The organism is Kitasatospora sp. NPDC096204 (assembly GCF_044763205.1).
Taxonomy (GTDB): domain Bacteria; phylum Actinomycetota; class Actinomycetes; order Streptomycetales; family Streptomycetaceae; genus Kitasatospora.
The window spans coordinates 139,223-156,088 of record NZ_JBIWFT010000006.1 but is presented as its reverse complement, the minus strand read 5'-3'; the positions used below and the strand labels follow the sequence as shown (position 1 = coordinate 156,088).

General features: G+C 70.6%; 10 protein-coding genes. 6 read left to right on the top strand and 4 right to left on the bottom strand.

From position 1 onward, the window contains the following. The first annotated feature begins 295 nt into the window (after positions 1-295). Positions 296-3,859: a DNA polymerase III subunit alpha gene (gene dnaE, locus ACIQ87_RS08915; RefSeq protein ID WP_402403687.1), complete on the top strand. Its 3,564-nt coding sequence runs from the start codon at positions 296-298 to the stop codon at positions 3,857-3,859. 154 nt (positions 3,860-4,013) lie between these two features. On the opposite strand, the gene ACIQ87_RS08910 is transcribed toward dnaE, so the two are convergent. After that, complete coding sequence (locus ACIQ87_RS08910; protein WP_402403685.1) at positions 4,014-4,844, bottom strand: SAM-dependent methyltransferase; 831 nt, start codon at positions 4,842-4,844, stop codon at positions 4,014-4,016. A gap of 404 nt (positions 4,845-5,248) precedes the next feature. Here ACIQ87_RS08910 and ACIQ87_RS08905 point away from each other — a divergent pair, with 404 nt between their 5' ends. From ACIQ87_RS08905 to ACIQ87_RS08885, 5 genes are all read left to right on the top strand, one after another. Next, positions 5,249-5,812, top strand: a complete 564-nt coding sequence (locus tag ACIQ87_RS08905; protein ID WP_402403682.1) for an RNA polymerase sigma factor — start codon at positions 5,249-5,251, stop codon at positions 5,810-5,812. Beyond that, positions 5,809-6,507: a hypothetical protein gene (locus ACIQ87_RS08900; protein ID WP_402403680.1), complete on the top strand. Its 699-nt coding sequence runs from the start codon at positions 5,809-5,811 to the stop codon at positions 6,505-6,507. Before ACIQ87_RS08905 ends, ACIQ87_RS08900 begins: the two co-directional genes overlap by 4 nt. 101 nt (positions 6,508-6,608) lie before the next feature. Next, positions 6,609-7,367, top strand: coding sequence for a hypothetical protein (locus tag ACIQ87_RS08895; RefSeq protein ID WP_402403677.1), 759 nt, complete (start codon positions 6,609-6,611; stop codon positions 7,365-7,367). 279 nt (positions 7,368-7,646) lie between these two features. Next, positions 7,647-13,181 (top strand): hypothetical protein, encoded by a 5,535-nt coding sequence (locus ACIQ87_RS08890; protein WP_402403674.1) that lies wholly within the window; start codon positions 7,647-7,649, stop codon positions 13,179-13,181. 174 nt (positions 13,182-13,355) lie between these two features. Further along, a complete protein-coding gene (locus tag ACIQ87_RS08885) occupies positions 13,356-14,132 on the top strand; it encodes a SpcZ (protein WP_402403671.1) in 777 nt (258 codons plus the stop codon). 42 nt (positions 14,133-14,174) lie between these two features. Here ACIQ87_RS08885 and ACIQ87_RS08880 read toward each other — a convergent pair whose 3' ends face one another. From ACIQ87_RS08880 to ACIQ87_RS08870, 3 genes are read right to left on the bottom strand one after another with little or no spacing between them, the layout of a single operon-like run. Next, positions 14,175-15,047 carry a TauD/TfdA dioxygenase family protein gene (locus tag ACIQ87_RS08880; RefSeq protein WP_402403668.1) on the bottom strand — a complete coding sequence of 291 codons (873 nt, stop codon included), beginning with the start codon at positions 15,045-15,047 and terminating at the stop codon, positions 14,175-14,177. Positions 15,048-15,079: 32 nt separating this feature from the next. Then, positions 15,080-15,775 (bottom strand): hypothetical protein, encoded by a 696-nt coding sequence (locus ACIQ87_RS08875; protein WP_402403666.1) that lies wholly within the window; start codon positions 15,773-15,775, stop codon positions 15,080-15,082. Then, positions 15,738-16,805 carry a GSCFA domain-containing protein gene (locus tag ACIQ87_RS08870; RefSeq protein ID WP_402403663.1) on the bottom strand — a complete coding sequence of 356 codons (1,068 nt, stop codon included), beginning with the start codon at positions 16,803-16,805 and terminating at the stop codon, positions 15,738-15,740. The genes ACIQ87_RS08875 and ACIQ87_RS08870 overlap by 38 nt, the downstream gene beginning before the upstream one ends. Between the last annotated feature and the right edge of the window lie 61 nt (positions 16,806-16,866).

Below are 16,866 nucleotides of genomic sequence, written 5' to 3'. Positions count from 1 at the left end.
TGCGGTGGCAGTCACAGACTGGCACGCGGCCACCACGCACGGGCATCGTGGAAAACCGCGAACTTGGCCCGCCGTGGCTTCCGCGGGCACCCGCACGGCGCGCAACGGCCCACCCCCGGCGGCGAGTTCGGTCGACGGTGGTCCCGGCTCCGTCGCGAACGCGCAGAGCCCGTCAGGGAAGCGGGAAGGATGCGTCAAGGTCCCGGCAACCGACCCCCGCCCGGCGCGTCGCCGCCGCCGATCGGCTAGCGTGGACCGCTCCCCCTCCCGACACCCGTCCCAGGAGCACAGCGCCGTGTCCGACAGCTTCGCGCACCTGCACGTCCACACCGAGTACTCGATGCTGGACGGAGCGGCGAAGAACGGCAAGCTGTTCGCCGAGGCGGAGAGACAGGGCATGCCCGCCATCGCGATGAGCGACCACGGCAACATGTTCGGCGCCTACGAGTTCTTCCACGCCGCCGCGAAGACCGGCGTCAAGCCGATCATCGGCATCGAGGCGTACGTGGCACCGTCCTCGCGCTTCCTGAAGAAGCAGGTGTTCTGGTCCCCCGGCGGCCAGCGCCCGACCGGCGCGGACGGCGAGGGCGGCAAGGACGTGTCCGGCGGCGGCCGCTACACCCACATGACGATGTGGGCACAGAACGCCACCGGCCTGCGCAACCTGTTCAAGCTCTCCTCCCTCGCGTCGATGGAGGGCTACTACATGAAGCCCCGGATGGACCGCGAGCTGATCGCCGCGAACGCCGAGGGCGTCATCGCCACCACCGGCTGCCCCTCCGGCGAGGTGCAGACCCGGCTGCGGCTCGGCCAGTACGAGGAGGCCGTGAAGGCCGCCGGCGCGTACCAGGACATCTTCGGCAAGGAGAACTACTTCCTGGAGCTGATGGACCACGGCCTGGACATCGAGCGCGACGTCCGCGAGGACCTGCTCCGGCTCGCCAAGCAGCTGAACATCCCCCTGCTGGCCACCAACGACTCGCACTACGTGACCGCCGACCAGGCCGACGCCCACGACAGCCTGCTCTGCGTCGGCGTGGGCAAGAACAAGGACGACCCGAACCGCTTCAAGTTCAACGGCTCGGGCTACTACGTGAAGACCGCCGAGGAGATGCGCGAGCTGTTCCGCGACCTCCCGGAGGCCTGCGACAACACCCTGGCCATCGCCGAGCGGGTCGAGTCGTACGAGGAGGTCTTCACCTACGTCGACCGGATGCCGCAGTTCGACGTGCCCGAGGGCGAGACCCAGGCCTCGTACCTGCGCAAGAAGATCGCGGCCGGCCTCCAGCACCGCTACGGCGACAACCCGAGCCAGGAGGTGCTCGACCGGGTCGAGCTGGAGATGGGCGTGATCACCCCGATGGGGTTCGACGCCTACTTCCTCGTGGTCGCCGACATCTGCCAGTACGGCCGCGACAACGGCATCCCGGTCGGCCCCGGCCGAGGCTCGGCGGCCGGCTCGATGGTCGCCTACCTGACCGGCATCACCCAGCTCGACCCGCTGGAACACGACCTGCTGTTCGAGCGCTTCCTCAACCCCGAGCGCATCAACCCGCCGGACGTCGACATCGACTTCGACGACCGCCAGCGCGACCAGATGGTGCGCTACGTCACCGAGAAGTACGGCTCCGCGTACACCGCGCAGGTCAACACCTTCGGCACGATCAAGGCCAAGGCGGCCGTCAAGGACGCCAACCGGATCCTCGGCTACCCGTTCTCGATGGGCGACCGGATCACCAAGGCGATGCCGCCGGACGTGATGGGCAAGGGCGTCCCGCTGGCCGACCTCTTCAACGAGAAGCACCCCCGCTACAACGAGGGCACCGAGATCCGGGGGCTCTACGCGAACGAGCCGGACGTCAAGAAGATCATCGACACCGGCCTCGGCATCGAGGGCCTGATCCGCGGCACCGGCGTGCACGCGGCCGCGGTGATCCTCTCCTCGACGCCGCTGCTCGACCTGATCCCGCTGCACATGCGGGACAAGGACGGCACCATCATCACCGGCTTCGACTACCCGTCGTGCGAAGCCATGGGCCTGATCAAGATGGACTTCCTGGGTCTGCGGAACCTGGGCATCATCGACCACTGCATCAAGATCGTGAAGGCCAACCGGGGCGTCGACGTCGACATCGACAACATCCCGATCGACGACCCCACCACCTACCAGCTGCTCGCCCGCGGCGACACCCTCGGCGTCTTCCAGCTCGACGGCGGCCCCATGCGCGCCCTGCTGCGCCTGATGAAGCCCACCGAGTTCGCCGACATCTCCGCCGTCTCCGCGCTGTACCGGCCCGGCCCGATGGGCATGAACTCGCACACCAACTACGCGCTTCGCAAGAACGCCCAGCAGGAGATCATCCCGATCCACCCCGAGCTGGAGGAGCCCCTCAAGGAGGTCCTCGGCCCCACCTACGGCCTGATCGTCTACCAGGAGCAGGTGCAGCGCGCCGCCCAGGTGCTCGCCGGCTACTCGCTCGGCCAGGCCGACCTGCTCCGCCGGGCGATGGGCAAGAAGAAGAAGGAGGTGCTGGAGAAGGAGTTCGTCCCCTTCCACGCCGGCTGCAAGGAACGCGGCTACTCCGACGAGGCCATCCAGGCGGTCTGGGACGTCCTGGTCCCGTTCGCCGGCTACGCGTTCAACAAGTCGCACTCCGCCGCGTACGGCCTGGTCTCCTACCAGACCGCCTACCTCAAGGCCAACTACCCCGCCGAGTACATGGCCGCCCTGCTCACCTCGGTCGCCGACGACAAGGACAAGATGGCGGTCTACCTGGCCGAGTGCCGGCAGATGGGCATCAAGATCCTCTCCCCCGACGTCAACGAGTCGGTGGTCGACTTCACCGCCGTCGGCAGCGACGTCCGGTTCGGCCTCAAGGCGGTGCGCAACGTCGGCGTGCCCGTGATCGAGTCCCTGGTGCGCACCCGCGACGAACAGGGCAAGTACACCTCCTTCGCCGACTTCCTGGACAAGGTCGAACTGGTGGTGTGCAACAAGCGCACCGTCGACTCCCTGATCAAGGCCGGCGCCTTCGACTCGCTCGGCCACTCCCGGCTCTCGCTCAGCACCGTGCACGAGAGCGCGATCGACGCCGTCACCGGGGTGAAGAAGCAACAGGCCATCGGGCAGGACGACCTGTTCGGCGCCCTCGACGGCGGCAACGACGGCCCCGGCATCGGACTGGACTTCCAGCTCACCGAGAACGAGTGGCCGCGCCGCCAACTCCTCGCCCTGGAACGCGAGATGCTCGGCCTCTACGTCTCCAGCCACCCGCTCGACGGCGCCGAGCACATCCTCTCCCAGAGCCGCGACACCTCGATCGCCGAACTGCTCGGCTCCGGCCGCTCCGAGGGCGAGGTGCGCCTCGCCGGGCTGATCACCGGCGTCGACCGGCGGATCAACAAGGCCGGCAACGCGTGGGCGATCATCACCCTCGCCGACCGCGACGGCTCGGTCGAGGTGCTGTTCTTCCCCGCGACCTACAACCTGATGGCCGAGCAGATGATCGAGGACAACGTGATCTCGATCCGCGGCCGGCTCAACGAGCGCGACGGGTCACTGAGCGTCTTCGGCCAGGAGATCACCACCCTCGACGTCTCCTCCGCCGAACTCGGCACCAAGCCGCCCGTCCACATCACCGTCCCCGCCGCCCGGATCAACCCCCGGGTCGTCGCCGAACTCAAGCTCGCCCTCCAGGCCCACCCCGGCGACGTCCCGGTCCGGCTACTCACCACCAACTGGGACAAGAACACCCTCTACGAGCTCGGCTTCCGGGTGAACCCGGACAACGGGCTCGCCTCGGACATCAAGACCCTCCTCGGCAACCGGGCCTGGGCGGGGGCGAGCGTCCGGTCCTGACCCAGGCGTCACGGCGCCCCCCGGTCCGGGACCTCACGGTCCGGACCCGGGGGCGCCGGCTCGTCCGGAGCGCAGTCGAAGGTCCGGCGCGAATTCGTCGCGACGGCCTTTCACATCGGCGCCGTCGGCCTGCCAGACTGGCGTCGAGGGCGGCTCAGGGACGGATGGCCACGGCGGCCAGGCAGGACGCCTGGGCGTCGCTGATCCGTTCGTCGTCCGGCTCGGGGCGCCAGCGGGGGGTGGAGGTGATGCCGGGGTCGAGGAGGTCCCAGCCGGTGAAGAACCGGCTGAACTCGTCGTGGTCGCGGGCCCGGACGGGGTTGCCGTTGTCGCGGTAGACCCGCTCCATCCGGGCCGCGTCCTGGGGGGCGTAGTCGGGGGTGAAGTGGCTCATCACGAGGGCCGAACCGCGGACCGGCATCGCGTTCCTGAGGGTCTCGGCGATCTCGTGGGCACCCTCGGGGACGAAGTGGAGCAGGGCGACGAGACTCAGGGCTATCGGCCGGGTGAAGTCGAGCACACCGGTGGCCCGAACCGCCTCCAGCAGGGCCTCGGGCTCGCGGACGTCGGCCTGGACGTACGCGGTACGCCCTTCGGGGCTGCTGTGGAGGAGGGCCTGGGCGTGGGTGAGGACGATGGGATCGTTGTCGGCGTAGACGATCCTGGCCCGCGGTTCGGTCCGCTGGGCGATCTCGTGGACGTTGGGCGAGGTGGGGATGCCGGTGCCGACGTCGAGGAACTGGGTGATGCCGCTCCGGGCGAGTGCGCGGGTGGCGCGGTGCATGAAGGCCCGGTTGGCGCGGGCCGCGAACGGAGCCTGCGGGAAGACGGCGAGGGCGTGTCCGGCGGCCTCCCGGTCGGCGGGGAAGTTGGTCGTGCCGTCGAGGAAGTAGTCGTACATCCGTGCCGTGTGGGGGCGGTGGATCGCGAGGTTGACCTCGGCGTCCGACGGTGTGACGGTCTCGTCGTGCTGCTCTGCTGCCATGCGTTTCCCCCTGCGTCGGCTGTTGTCACGCCCGCAGGCCGGCGCGCACCACGAACCCCGTGGTGAGGCGTGGCGAACCCCTGGCGCGGGCCATCGTCCACTATGCCCACACCCCGCAGCGGACAATCAAGCGCCGTCCCGCCTCGACGGGCGCGGGCTGCCCGGCTCGACCGGGGGCGTCCGTCCCGGAGTCCGACCCGACCGCTTCCGATCGAATATGACTGATCATCATTTAACTCATCATCAATGTCAGGTCGTATAAGCCTTTTTGTGATTGCCTTCACATTCGGCTCCCCGGAACGATTGGATGTCCGTAGGGAGGACGGCGCGTCCTCCACGGACCCCACCGTGCCCGACCCCGGGTCGGCCGAACGTCGTCCCCCGGGGGCCGACGAGGAGGATCATTGACCAGTGACGACGAGTGGGCAGCGGTTCGGCCCACTCACCGACTGTCGTACCGGCCGTTCTGCGAGCGCCACGAGAAGGCCTGGCGTGCGGTCGCCCGGGCGCGGCTGCACGACCCGGAACTCGTCGAACAGGCGGTCCGCGGCATCCGCCGGGAACTGCGGCAGAACTGGGTCGGCGTCCTGAGCCAGCCCGACGTCGAGGCCCACGCCTGGATGATCGCCAAACGGTGCATCGCCGACCGGGAGTTGAGCACCGGCCAGACCCCGCCCAGGGCGGTCCTCCCGGACTGGGCCGTCGCCATCCGGCGCGCCCACGCCCAGGCCCGCATCAGCCTGGAGAACCTCGACAACGACTACGAGGCGCTCTACAAGGCGATCCTGCGTCTGCCGGAGCGCCAGTACGACATGATCGTCCTCCGCTACATGCTGGAAATCGACTACCCGCTGATCGCCACCTACCTCGGCATCACCGAGACCAACGCCCGCACCACCACCAGCCAGGGCCTGGCCAGGCTCCGCCGGCTCCTCGGCGCCGAGACCACCACGGAGGACATGAAGTGACACGGGGACACGACCGCCGGGCAGCCGCCCCCTGGAACTGGCCCTACGGGTACGACGACGAACCCGATCAACCGGTCGAGCTGCCCGACGGCGTGTCCGCCCCCGACCTGCGCCGCCTCGTCCGCGCCCGATCCCCCCTGGGCGCCGAACACCTCCAGGCCCGCCACGAACTCGACCTCGCCGCGACCCTGATCATCGCCCAGCCCGAGGCCGCCGACTCCCTGAAGGCCCTCACCAACAACCGGCAGCGCGTCCACCCCGGCGGCGCGCTCGTCCTGGCGGCGCTGCTCCACCTGACCGGACACGACGACGGCTGCCAGTTCTGGCTGCAGTTCGCCGCCGGCGGCGGCAGCACCACCGCCGCCAGCTGCCTGTCCTTCCTGCACGCCAGCCGCGGCGAGTTCCGCGACTCCGACTACTGGCGCAACCAGGCCGACCGGCTGGCCGCCGAACCCCGCGACCGGGCCGCGCCGACCGCTCCCTGGCCCGGCCGGCCGCTCCCGCCCGCCGTGTGGGCCGAGACCCTCGCCGCCTGCCACGAGGGCCTGACGCTGCGCCTGCCGGCCCGCGTCGCCGCCGTCGTCCACCAGCTGCCCGTCGACTCCGACGACGAGGACCACGGCGAGATCCCCCAGCCCTCCCCCACCCTCGTGGACGACCTCGCCCACGCCTCCGGACACTCCCACCACCGCTGACACCCGTCCCCGGCGGCACCCCCGCCGTCGCCGAGCTGCTCAGCGGCCGTCGCCGCTTCCTTCCGCGCTCGCTGCACGGCCTGGCCGCCACCCTGCCCGGGGTGTACGACCTGCTGCCGGACTTCCGGTGCGTCGAGACCGACGACGGACCGCGCCGACTCCACCTCGACGACGTCCACCGCCTCGGCGGCGACCCTGACCTCGCCGCCGCCGCACGGGCCGCACGGGCCGCGGAGTCCCGTGCACCCTTCCTCCCCCGCACCCGCGCCGTCGTCGGCATCGGCCAGCCGACCGTCCAGGGCCTGCGGCTCACCGGGGACGGCGTCGAGCCGCTGCTGACGGCACCGCGCACCCACGCCGGCGGCCGCCCGTACCGGAGCGAGACCGGCGAGATCGTCCGCTGGGACCGCGGCGGGGACGGTCTCGTCCCCCGCGACGCCGCCGCGCCCTCCGCCTCGAACGCCGTCCTGTACGTGTCCGGCCGGCACGGCACCCTCCCCTCGGACCCGAACGTCCTGGAGCTCGTCCGGTCCGTGCTCACCGACCGGCGGCCGGCCGCCCATCGGCCCCACCCGGCCACGGGATCCCTCCAGCGCCCCGGGCTCGGCCTGTCCCTCCCCGAGACGGCCGTCTCCGGGCAGCCGTGGCCGCTGATGGTGCACGGCGCACCGCCGGAGGACACCGCCTGCCGCATCGTCGAGGAGGCCACCGGGGTGACCGTGGCCACACCCCGGCTCCTCCTCAGCGAGGCGACCCTGGTCGCCGCTGTCACGCTCCCCCGGCCGGGCCTCTACCGAGTCACCGTCACCTCGGGCGCCGAACGGGTCAGCGATCTCCTCCTGGTCACCGGCCTCGTCTGACACCGCCACAGGAAGGGCGGCCGGAGCGCACTGCTCCGGCCGCCCTTCCGCATCCCGGGGGCCGGTCGGCCCGCTGTCCCACACACCAGGGTGAATGCCTCCTCATTTGGAGGCAATAAAGCTATATGTCGGATTTTCAGAAGTCATACTACACCCGTACGGTCACTGTGGGTAGCGACTCATTCACTGCGCGTCCCTGCCCCACGGTTGCCCGCCCACATCACCACCACCGTCCAGCACACCGTGTGACACCGGGTCGCTCAATCGAAGGGAATTCTCATGAGGCGCTGTCCACCCATCAGCGGAGGCGAGCGAAGACGCCATGGACCGGTAGCGCTCCGAAACCGCCTCACCCGGGCGGCGCTGCCCCTCCTCGTCGCGTTCGCCACCGCGTCCGCGTCCTTCACCGCGCCCGCGGCCGCGTACGCCGCCGACAACCCGACCACGTCCACCGCCGGTGGCGCCGGCGCCACCGACCGTCACACCGGCCGTCAGCTGCCGGTGACCCTGACGAAGACCGGCACCGACCTCGCCACCGGCAGCACCACCACCGCCTCGCCCGGCGACCCGATCCGCTGGGTGGTCTCCGCCACCAACCCGGAGAACACACCGGTCTCCACCACGATCACCGACGTGATCCAGGGCGGACCGGGCAGCACCCCGCAGGCCCAGACCTATGTGCCCGGCTCGCTCCAGGTGCCCCCGGGCTTCAGCAAGGAGTGGTCCACCAACGGCGGCACCACCTTCACCACGACCGACGAGGGCACGGCCACCAACGCCGTCCAGGCGACCAACCCCAAACTCTCCGCGCCCGCGACCGGCGCGGTCGTCCCGATCCCGCCACCGTTCAAGCCGGTCAACACGGCCACCGGTGGCGACGGCTTCACCCCCATCCTCTTCACCGCCACGATCAACGGTGTCGCCACGCCCCAGGCCTGGAACATCTACCACCACGGGTCCTCGAACACCGCCGCCGTGGTCTGCACGGACCTGCTGACCAACGGCCCCTGCCCGACCCCGAGCGGCGCACCCACCACCTGGCCGCAGCCGCTGAACTCCTCGGTGCCCGGCGCGACCACCGGCGACCTCGGCAGCACCCGCACCCCGACCTACGTGCTGGACGGCTCCAAGCTGTACTACGCGGCGGTCGACCGGGCCGTCTACCAGCGCATCGGAGTCGGCTGCATCGACCTCCAGGCCCAGGCCAGCTGCGGTTTCACGGTCCTCCAGCAGGGCAGCGGTTCGACCATCGGCGGCGTCGTCGAGGCACCGAACGGGTTGATCTACGCGGTGTCCAGCACCGGAGAGATCCTCTGCTACGACCGCACCACCAACGCCTCCTGCGGCACCTTCGACATCGGGCTGCCCCCCAACGAGCCCACCGGCTTCCCCGGTGACTACGTCGGCACCATGACGGTCATCAACGGCAAGGTCTACGCCACCGACAACCAGCAGAACCCGCTGCCGGGGGTGATGGGCTGCTTCGACCCGTCGACCGGCGCCGCCTGCACCGGCTGGGCCACCCCCAAGGTCATCGTCACCCCCATCAGCAGCGGACCCGCCCGGGTCGACAACGTCTTCGCGATGCACGACTCCTCGGGCGCCGCCACCGGCGTCTGCACCATCGCGGGCGGCGTCTACCAGCAGACCAACCCGCCGATCGGCACCCCCGTCTGCTTCGACTTCGCCGGCAACCCGATCGCCGCGCCCCCCGGTCTCCAGGCCCTGGTCAGCACCAACGTCGGCCCCGGTGAGGCCAACTACCAGGTCCCGTTGACCATCACCTCCCCCAACGGGCACCTGGAGACCGAGTTCCCGTTCTGGCTCTACACGGGCAACACCCCGACCCTGAGCAGCAGCCTGTTCTGCTACGACTGGACGATCCAGGGCCCGTGCACCCGGTACGGCACCGACGGCGTCGTCAACGGCCCGCCCAACGTCAACGGCGGCAACACCAGTCCGTACGGCTTCGCCTACGACGGCCAGTGCAAGTACAGCCTCGGCGACACCGGCTTCCTGTTCTCCCTCGACCCGGTCACCGGGGCCTCGCCCTGCCTCAAGACCAGGGCCCAGAGCACCATCAACCCCTCGGCGTACTACTGCGACGGGCTGACCGGACACGTCAGGTCCTACGGGACGGTCAGCCTCGTCGGCATCGACCCGACCACCGTCGACTTCGCCCAGTCCACGGTGACCGTGCTGGCGTCCGACGGCACCACCATCGGCACCTTCCCGTTCGACCCGGCCACGGGGACGGCGGACATCTCCTCGGTATCGATCACCGACCAGCCCATCCAGGTCATCGGCAACATCGACCTCATCAGCGACTCCTCCTTCACCGGCGGCCAGCCGCAGATGCAGGTCACCTTCGTCGGTGACGCCCCGCAGATCTGCTACGACACCACGGTGGGCACGGACTGCTCCGTCACCTCCGTCTCCGACCACGCCTCCGCCGTCACCAACGGCGGCGCTCCCGTCACCTCCAACACCGTCACCCTCCAGGTCACTCCCGGTCCGGAGTGTGCGCCGCAGCTGACGATCAACAAGGAGGTCTGCACCTCGGGCAACGCCGCCGACTGTGCGAACGGTGGACCCGGGCCATGGGCGAAGAGCGCGACGGTCGCTCCCGGTGGCACCGCCTACTGGCGGATCACCGTCACCAACACCGGCAACATCCCCGTCACCGGGATCACGCTCACGGACAGCGTCTCGCCGTCGTGTGTGACAGCCGCGGGAACGTTCGACCTCGCGGCGGGGGCTTCGCACCAGGTCTTCTGTGACCTGACGAACATCACCCAGCACACCGTCAACACCGTGACCGCGTCGGGCCACAGCCCGGACGGCACCCCGGTCACCACGCCCCCGTCCGAGGCGACGGTGGACGTACCGTCGATCAGCATCAACAAGGAGGTCTGCACCTCCACCAACGCCGCCGACTGCGTCGAGGGCGGTCCGGGCCCCTGGGCCAAGAGCACCACCATCCCCTCCGGCGACACCGCGTACTGGCGGATCACCATCACCAACACCGGCACCGTTCCCGTCACCGGCATCACCCTCACGGACAGCGTCTCCCCGTCGTGTGTGACTGCTGCGGGGACCTTCGACCTCGCCGCAGGGGCTTCGCACCAGGTCTTCTGTGACCTGACGAACGTCACCGCACACACCGTCAACACCGTGACGGCGACGGGCCACGGCCCGGACGGCACCCCGGTCACCACACCGCCGTCCGACGCGACGGTCGACGTTACCCCGCCCGCCGCACCGTCGATCAGCATCAACAAGGAGGTCTGCACCTCCACCAACGTTGCCGACTGCGTGGAAGGCGGCAGCGGCCCCTGGGCCAAGAGCACCACCATCCCCTCCGGGAACACCGCGTACTGGCGAATCACCATCACCAACACCGGCACCGTTCCCGTCACCGGCATCACCCTCACGGACAGCGTCTCCCCGTCCTGCGTCACCGCAGCCGGCACGTTCGACCTGGCGGTCGGGGCTTCGCACCAGGTGTTCTGTGACCTGACGAACGTCACCGCGCACACCGTCAACACCGTGACGGCGACGGGCCACGGCCCGGACGGCACCCCGGTCACCACACCGCCGTCCGACGCGACGGTGGACGTGCCTGCGCCCACTCCGTCGATCAGCATCAACAAGGAGGTCTGCACCTCCACCAACGCCGCCGACTGCGTCGAGGGCGGTCCGGGCCCGTGGGCCAAGAGCACCACCATCCCGTCCGGGAACACCGCGTACTGGCGGATCACGGTGACCAACACCGGCACGGTTCCCGTCACCGGCATCACCTTGACCGACAGCGTCTCCCCGTCCTGCGTGACTGCTGCGGGGACCTTCGACCTCGCCGCGGGTGCTTCGCACCAGGTGTTCTGCGACCTGACGAACGTCACCGCACACACCGTCAACACCGTGACGGCGACGGGCCACGGCCCGGACGGCACCCCGGTCACCACACCGCCGTCCGACGCGACGGTCGACGTTACCCCGCCCGCCGCACCGTCGATCAGCATCAACAAGGAGGTCTGCACCTCCACCAACGTTGCCGACTGCGTGGAAGGCGGTAGCGGCCCCTGGGCCAAGAGCACGACGATCCCGTCCGGGAGCACGGCGTACTGGCGAATCACCATCACCAACACCGGCACGGTACCGGTCACCGGCATCACCCTCACCGACAGCGTCTCCCCGTCCTGCGTCACCGCAGCCGGCACCTTCGACCTGGCGGTCGGTGCTTCGCACCAGGTGTTCTGTGACCTGACGAACGTCACCGCACACACCGTCAACACCGTGACGGCGACGGGCCACGGCCCGGACGGCACCTCGGTCACCACGCCCCCGTCCGACGCGACGGTGGACGTGCCTGCGCCCACTCCGTCGATCAGCATCAACAAGGAGGTCTGCACCTCCACCAACGTTGCCGACTGCGTGGAAGGCGGCAGCGGCCCCTGGGCCAAGAGCACCACCATCCCCTCCGGGAACACCGCGTACTGGCGAATCACGGTGACCAACACCGGCACCGTTCCCGTCACCGGCATCACCCTCACGGACAGCGTCTCCCCGTCCTGCGTCACCGCAGCCGGCACGTTCGACCTGGCGGTCGGGGCTTCGCACCAGGTGTTCTGCGACCTGACGAACGTCACCGCGCACACCGTCAACACCGTGACGGCGACGGGCCACGGCCCGGACGGCACCCCGGTCACCACGCCCCCGTCCGACGCGACGGTCGACGTGACCCCGCCCGCCGCACCGTCGATCAGCATCAACAAGGAGGTCTGCACCTCCACCAACGCCGCCGACTGCATGGCGGGTGGCCCGGGACCGTGGGCCAAGAACACCACCGTGCCTTCGGGGAGCACCGCCTACTGGCGGATCACCGTCACCAACACCGGCAACGTCCCCGTCACCGGCATCACCCTCACGGACAGCGTCTCCCCGTCCTGCGTCACCGCTGCGGGCACGTTCGACCTGGCGGTGGGCGCGTCGCGTCAGGTCTTCTGTGACCTGGCGAACGTCACCCAGCGCACGGTGAACACCGTGACCGCATCGGGCCACGCCCCGGACGGCACCCCGGTCACCACGCCCCCGTCCGAGGCCACCGTCGACGTGACCGGCACCCAGTCGCTGATCGTCGACAAGAAGGTCTGCGAGTCCGACAACGCCGCCGACTGTGGTGCCGGCGGGACCGGGCCGTGGGTCAAGGAGGTGACCCTGCGCAAGGGGAACGGGCCCGCTGACATGTGTGAACCGGACAAGTGCCTGGTCTTCTGGCAGATCACCGTCACCAACGACGGCACCATGGATCTGACCGGCATCACGCTGAACGACGCCCAGGAGCGGAGCTGCGAGACGGCGGCCGGGTCGTTCGACCTGGCGGCGGGAGAGACGAAGACGTTCTACTGCTCCAGCCTGATCAGCAAGGACACGGTCAACACCGTCACCGCCTCCTACGTGCCGCCGAACTCCCCGCCCGGGACGCCACCGGTGACCACTCCGCCGTCCTCGGCGCTCGCCCGGTGCCTCCCGCCGTGCGAGGAGAAGTGCGACCACCACCCCGGTCACGGTCACGGGGATGGCCACGGCCACGGTGACGGCTGGCACCAGAGTGACAGCCCGAAGCAGGAGGACAGCGGTAGCGGCGACCACCTGATGGCGTGGCAGAACCCCTACCTCCAGTACCAGTACCAGGATTGGACACTGCCGACGGAGTTCGACTCGGAGCTGCCCTACCTCAGCACCGGTTTCATGCTGACCGACTTCGACTGGCTGATGCCCCTCCTGGCCGCACAGGGAGGATCGGCCGTGTGACCCCGATCGGGCTGAACCGCCCCTGACAGGGAGAAGGGTGGTGGCCGGGGAAGGACTCCTTCCCCGGCCACCACCTTTCGTGCGTCCCGGCGCGGACCTCGACGCCGAGGTGACCCGAGTCGTCCGCGTGGGTAGGCGAGGAGTCGGACAGTCCACCACTCAGGAGCAGACCAGATGACCTCACCCGAGACCGTTCCCGCCGCCCACTCCGCCGCCCTCGGCGCCGACTCACCGGCCCCGGCCCCCGGCGGGGCGGCACCGACAGGAGGCGGGCCGACCGGGCCGGCCTGGCTGGCGCAGGTGGCGGAGGTGCTGTCCGACGGCATGGACGCGGACGCGGCTCGGGCCTGGGAGCGCAGGGTGCGGCGGGAGTTGGAGCGGTTGGACGGCCGGGTACCGTTCGGCGTGATCCACGACTGGCACTGCTTCACCGTCGGCCCGGTGCTGGCCGAGGCGAGCGAGCGGCACGGCAGGTCCGCCGCACCTCTCCAGGCCGTCCTGGCCTTGCACGCGGGTGCGCTGAGCGGCCGTCGGGTCGACGAGGCCACGTGGCGCGCGGCCCTCGAACCGGAGCTGCGGGAGCTCTTCCAGCACGCGTACCCGTACGCCGAGGCCCATGCCACGGCCGCTGCCGCCGCAGGCTCCTTTGCTCTGGCGAACGGCTACGACGCGGCCGAGGCCACCCGGTACGGCGAGACCTACGCGGAGCTCAACACCACGGCCAACGTGCGGGCCCATGCCGACGCGAACGCGCTGGCCAACTCGGCGGCCCTGGCGGCCGCTTACGCGGCGGCGGATCCGGACGCCTATGCCGAGACCTGCCCGTTCGCCCGGGTCCGCGCGGTGGTGCGGGTGCACGCCGTCGGGCAGGACGAGCAGGGCGAGCGCGCCACCTGGGCGCGGCTGGCCGACGGCCTCGCCGACGGTCTGGCCCGCGCGGACGCGGCCTGAGCCGGGCCGCTCAACGGCTGAGCGGCCCGGGCCCGGGCTGGTTCAGCCCTTGAGCGGCCCACCGTCGATGGCGACCCTGCGGCCGTAGCGGGTGTGCGGGTGATAGTCGTAGGTGGCGTGGTGCTGGACGCAGCGGTTGTCCCAGAACACCAGGGTGTCGGGGGTCCAGCGGATGCGGCAGGTCAGCATGGGCCGCTGGGCCGGCAGCGCGCAGAGCAGATCGAGCAGGGCCCGGCTCTCGTCGGCCGACAGCTGGGGGATGCGCGCGGTGTAGGCCTTGTTGACGTAGAGGATCCTGCGGTCGGTCTCGGGGTGCCGCACCACCAGCGGGTGCTCGTTCTTGGGGATCACGTATCCCGGCGGCGGGGTGTAGCCCTGGAAGGCGACGAGGCCGTCGTGCACGGCGGTCAGGCCGTCGAGCAGTCCGCGCATCGTCGGGGACAGCATCTCGTACGCGAGGTGCATGTTGGCGAACAGGGTGTCGCCGCCGCTGCCCGGTTCCGGTACGCGGGTGATGTAGAGCATCGATCCGAGCGAGGGTTCGGCGTCGGCGGTGCCGTCGGCGTGCCAGCCGTTGCCGGCGACGTTCTCGGCCGCGGCATCGGTGCTGATCTCCAGGATGTACGGATCGGCGTCGACCGGGGGCGGGTTGACGGGGCGCAGTTCGCCGAAGTGCGCGGCGAAGCGCTTGTGGTCCTCGTCCGTCAGGTGCTGGTCGCGGAACACCAGGACGTGGTGGTCGAGGAACGCCTGCTTCAGTTCGGCCAGTTGTTCGCCCGGCAACTCCTGTGAGAGGTCGACGCCGGTGACCTCGGCGCCGATCACCGGGGTGACGGGGTCGACGGCGATGGTCCGGTACTCCTTGGCGGGCCTGGTGGTGACGGCCCTGACGGCGTCCAGTTCGTACTGCTCCATGACCTGCTCCTGTGGTGGGGTGTTCGGTGTCGTCACAGCCCGCGGGCCAGCAGGTCCGCGAGGACCAGCCGGCCGAAGGCGAGGTTGCCGTGGATGGCGTCGTCGGCCTCGCACAGCTCGGGGCGCTGGAGGCCGTCCGGTCCGGTGGTGCGGGCCCGGAGGTCGACGAGCTCGACGCCGAGTTCGTCGAGCGCGGTTCGGACGGTCTCCTGCGCGGCCATGAACACCGCCGGGTCGGACTGCTCCGGCACCCGTTGCGGCGGCAGCACGGCCAGCACCCGCAGGCCGAGGCCGAGGGCATGGCGGTAGAAGGCCAGTGCGTCGCGGACGGTGGCGCGGACGACGGCGTCGAACAGCGGCCCGGTGAGGAAGCCCGGGGCGAAGCCGCCGTCGCGGCGGCGGTGGAGGTGCCAGTTCTCCCGGGTGGCGACGAAGTGCGAGCTGAGGCCGAAGGTGCACACCAGCGGGACCGCGAGGTGCCCGAGGCCGGCCACGTCCAGGTCGGCCAGGAAGCTCCGGTAGTAGGCGTCGGCCTCGGCCTTGCGGAACACGACGTCGTGCTCGCGCGGCTCGAAGAAGTCGTCGGTGAACTCGCGCCCGGCGCCGATCGGACCGCCCTGGAAGGGGATCCGGGCGGCCTTCGCGGCCCGTCCGATCGGGCCCGCGTGCGAGTCGCCGAGCAGCAGGAACCTAGCGGGGGCGGTAGTAGTCGAGGACGGCGTCGTCACAGGTGTCCACCCCCTTCGGCTCCGCCGCCGGCGCGCCGGTGGGGACCGGGCGCGGCTCGGCCGCCGGGCGCGGGTCCGCCGCCGGCCGGGACAGCCCGGCCATGAAGTGGCGCATGACGAAGTCGACGCCCTCGGGCGTCACTTCACGCAGGTTCGGCGCGTAGAACCGGCTGCGGAACGGCAGGCCCGTGATGAGTTCGTACGACGGGAAGTAGTCCACGTCGTCGAGTTCCCGGGTCAGTTGCCCGGCCACCGTCCGCAGCAGCGACTTGGAGTAGGTGTTGGCGGTGAGCGCGTGGCCGCCGGTGGCGGTCGCGGTCAGCGGGTGCGGTGAGACGGTCAGCAGGACCCGCAGCCGGGGGTTGGCCTCGCGGGCCAGGGCCAGGGCCCGCGTCAGGTCGCGGCGGACCTCCTCGAAGGTGAACTGGTGGAAGACGTGGCGGTCCGGGTCGAAGGTGCCGCGCACGGTGCCGGGGCAGGACGGCAGGACGGTGCCGTCGGCACGGTCCCGCCACGCCTCGGTCAGGCCCATGGTGAAGACCAGGCAGCCGGCTTCGGTGACGGCCTCGCGGATGGCGGTGAGGGTCCTGACCCGGGCCGCCAGCATCTCCTCGGCGGAGGCGTGGCCGCCGGGTTCGACGGACGGGCGGCAGGGGTCGTGGTACCGGCCGTCCTCCAGCCACGCCTCGGTGGGCGGGGTCGTGCGGCCGAAGGCCCAGGAGAGCCACTGGCGCAGCATGGCGGCGGTGTAGATGTTCCCGGTGCGGAACGAGAACACCCCGTAGTGGCGCGCCCTGCGCTCCTCCTCGGTCAGCCCGGGCGGGGCCGGTTCCGCGTCGTACCAGTTCATGCCCCGCTCCAGCAGGGCCCGGCCGATGTGCGCGGCGAAGCAGGATCCCGCGGTGAGGACCGGTTCGTCCTGCCCGATGGCGAACGCGGGCGTCCACAGGTCGTCGATGGCGAGCGGGTCCGGCTCGGCCACGGCGGAGCGCCAGAACGAGCGCGCGGGGAGGGACTGGTAGGGGTTCACGAGGGACGGTCTCCGATGGTCGGGCGGGGCGTCGGTGCGGGACGGGAGCGGCTGGTGCGGC

Bases quoted from the DNA above. Each gene is read 5' to 3' on its own strand.
- ACIQ87_RS08910 (WP_402403685.1), bottom strand. From the start codon at position 4,844: ATGGCAGCAGAGCAGCACGACGAGACCGTCACACCGTCGGACGCCGAG.
- ACIQ87_RS08890 (WP_402403674.1), top strand. From the start codon at position 7,647: ATGAGGCGCTGTCCACCCATCAGCGGAGGCGAGCGAAGACGCCATGGA.
- ACIQ87_RS08885 (WP_402403671.1), top strand. From the start codon at position 13,356: ATGACCTCACCCGAGACCGTTCCCGCCGCCCACTCCGCCGCCCTCGGC.
- ACIQ87_RS08880 (WP_402403668.1), bottom strand. From the start codon at position 15,047: ATGGAGCAGTACGAACTGGACGCCGTCAGGGCCGTCACCACCAGGCCC.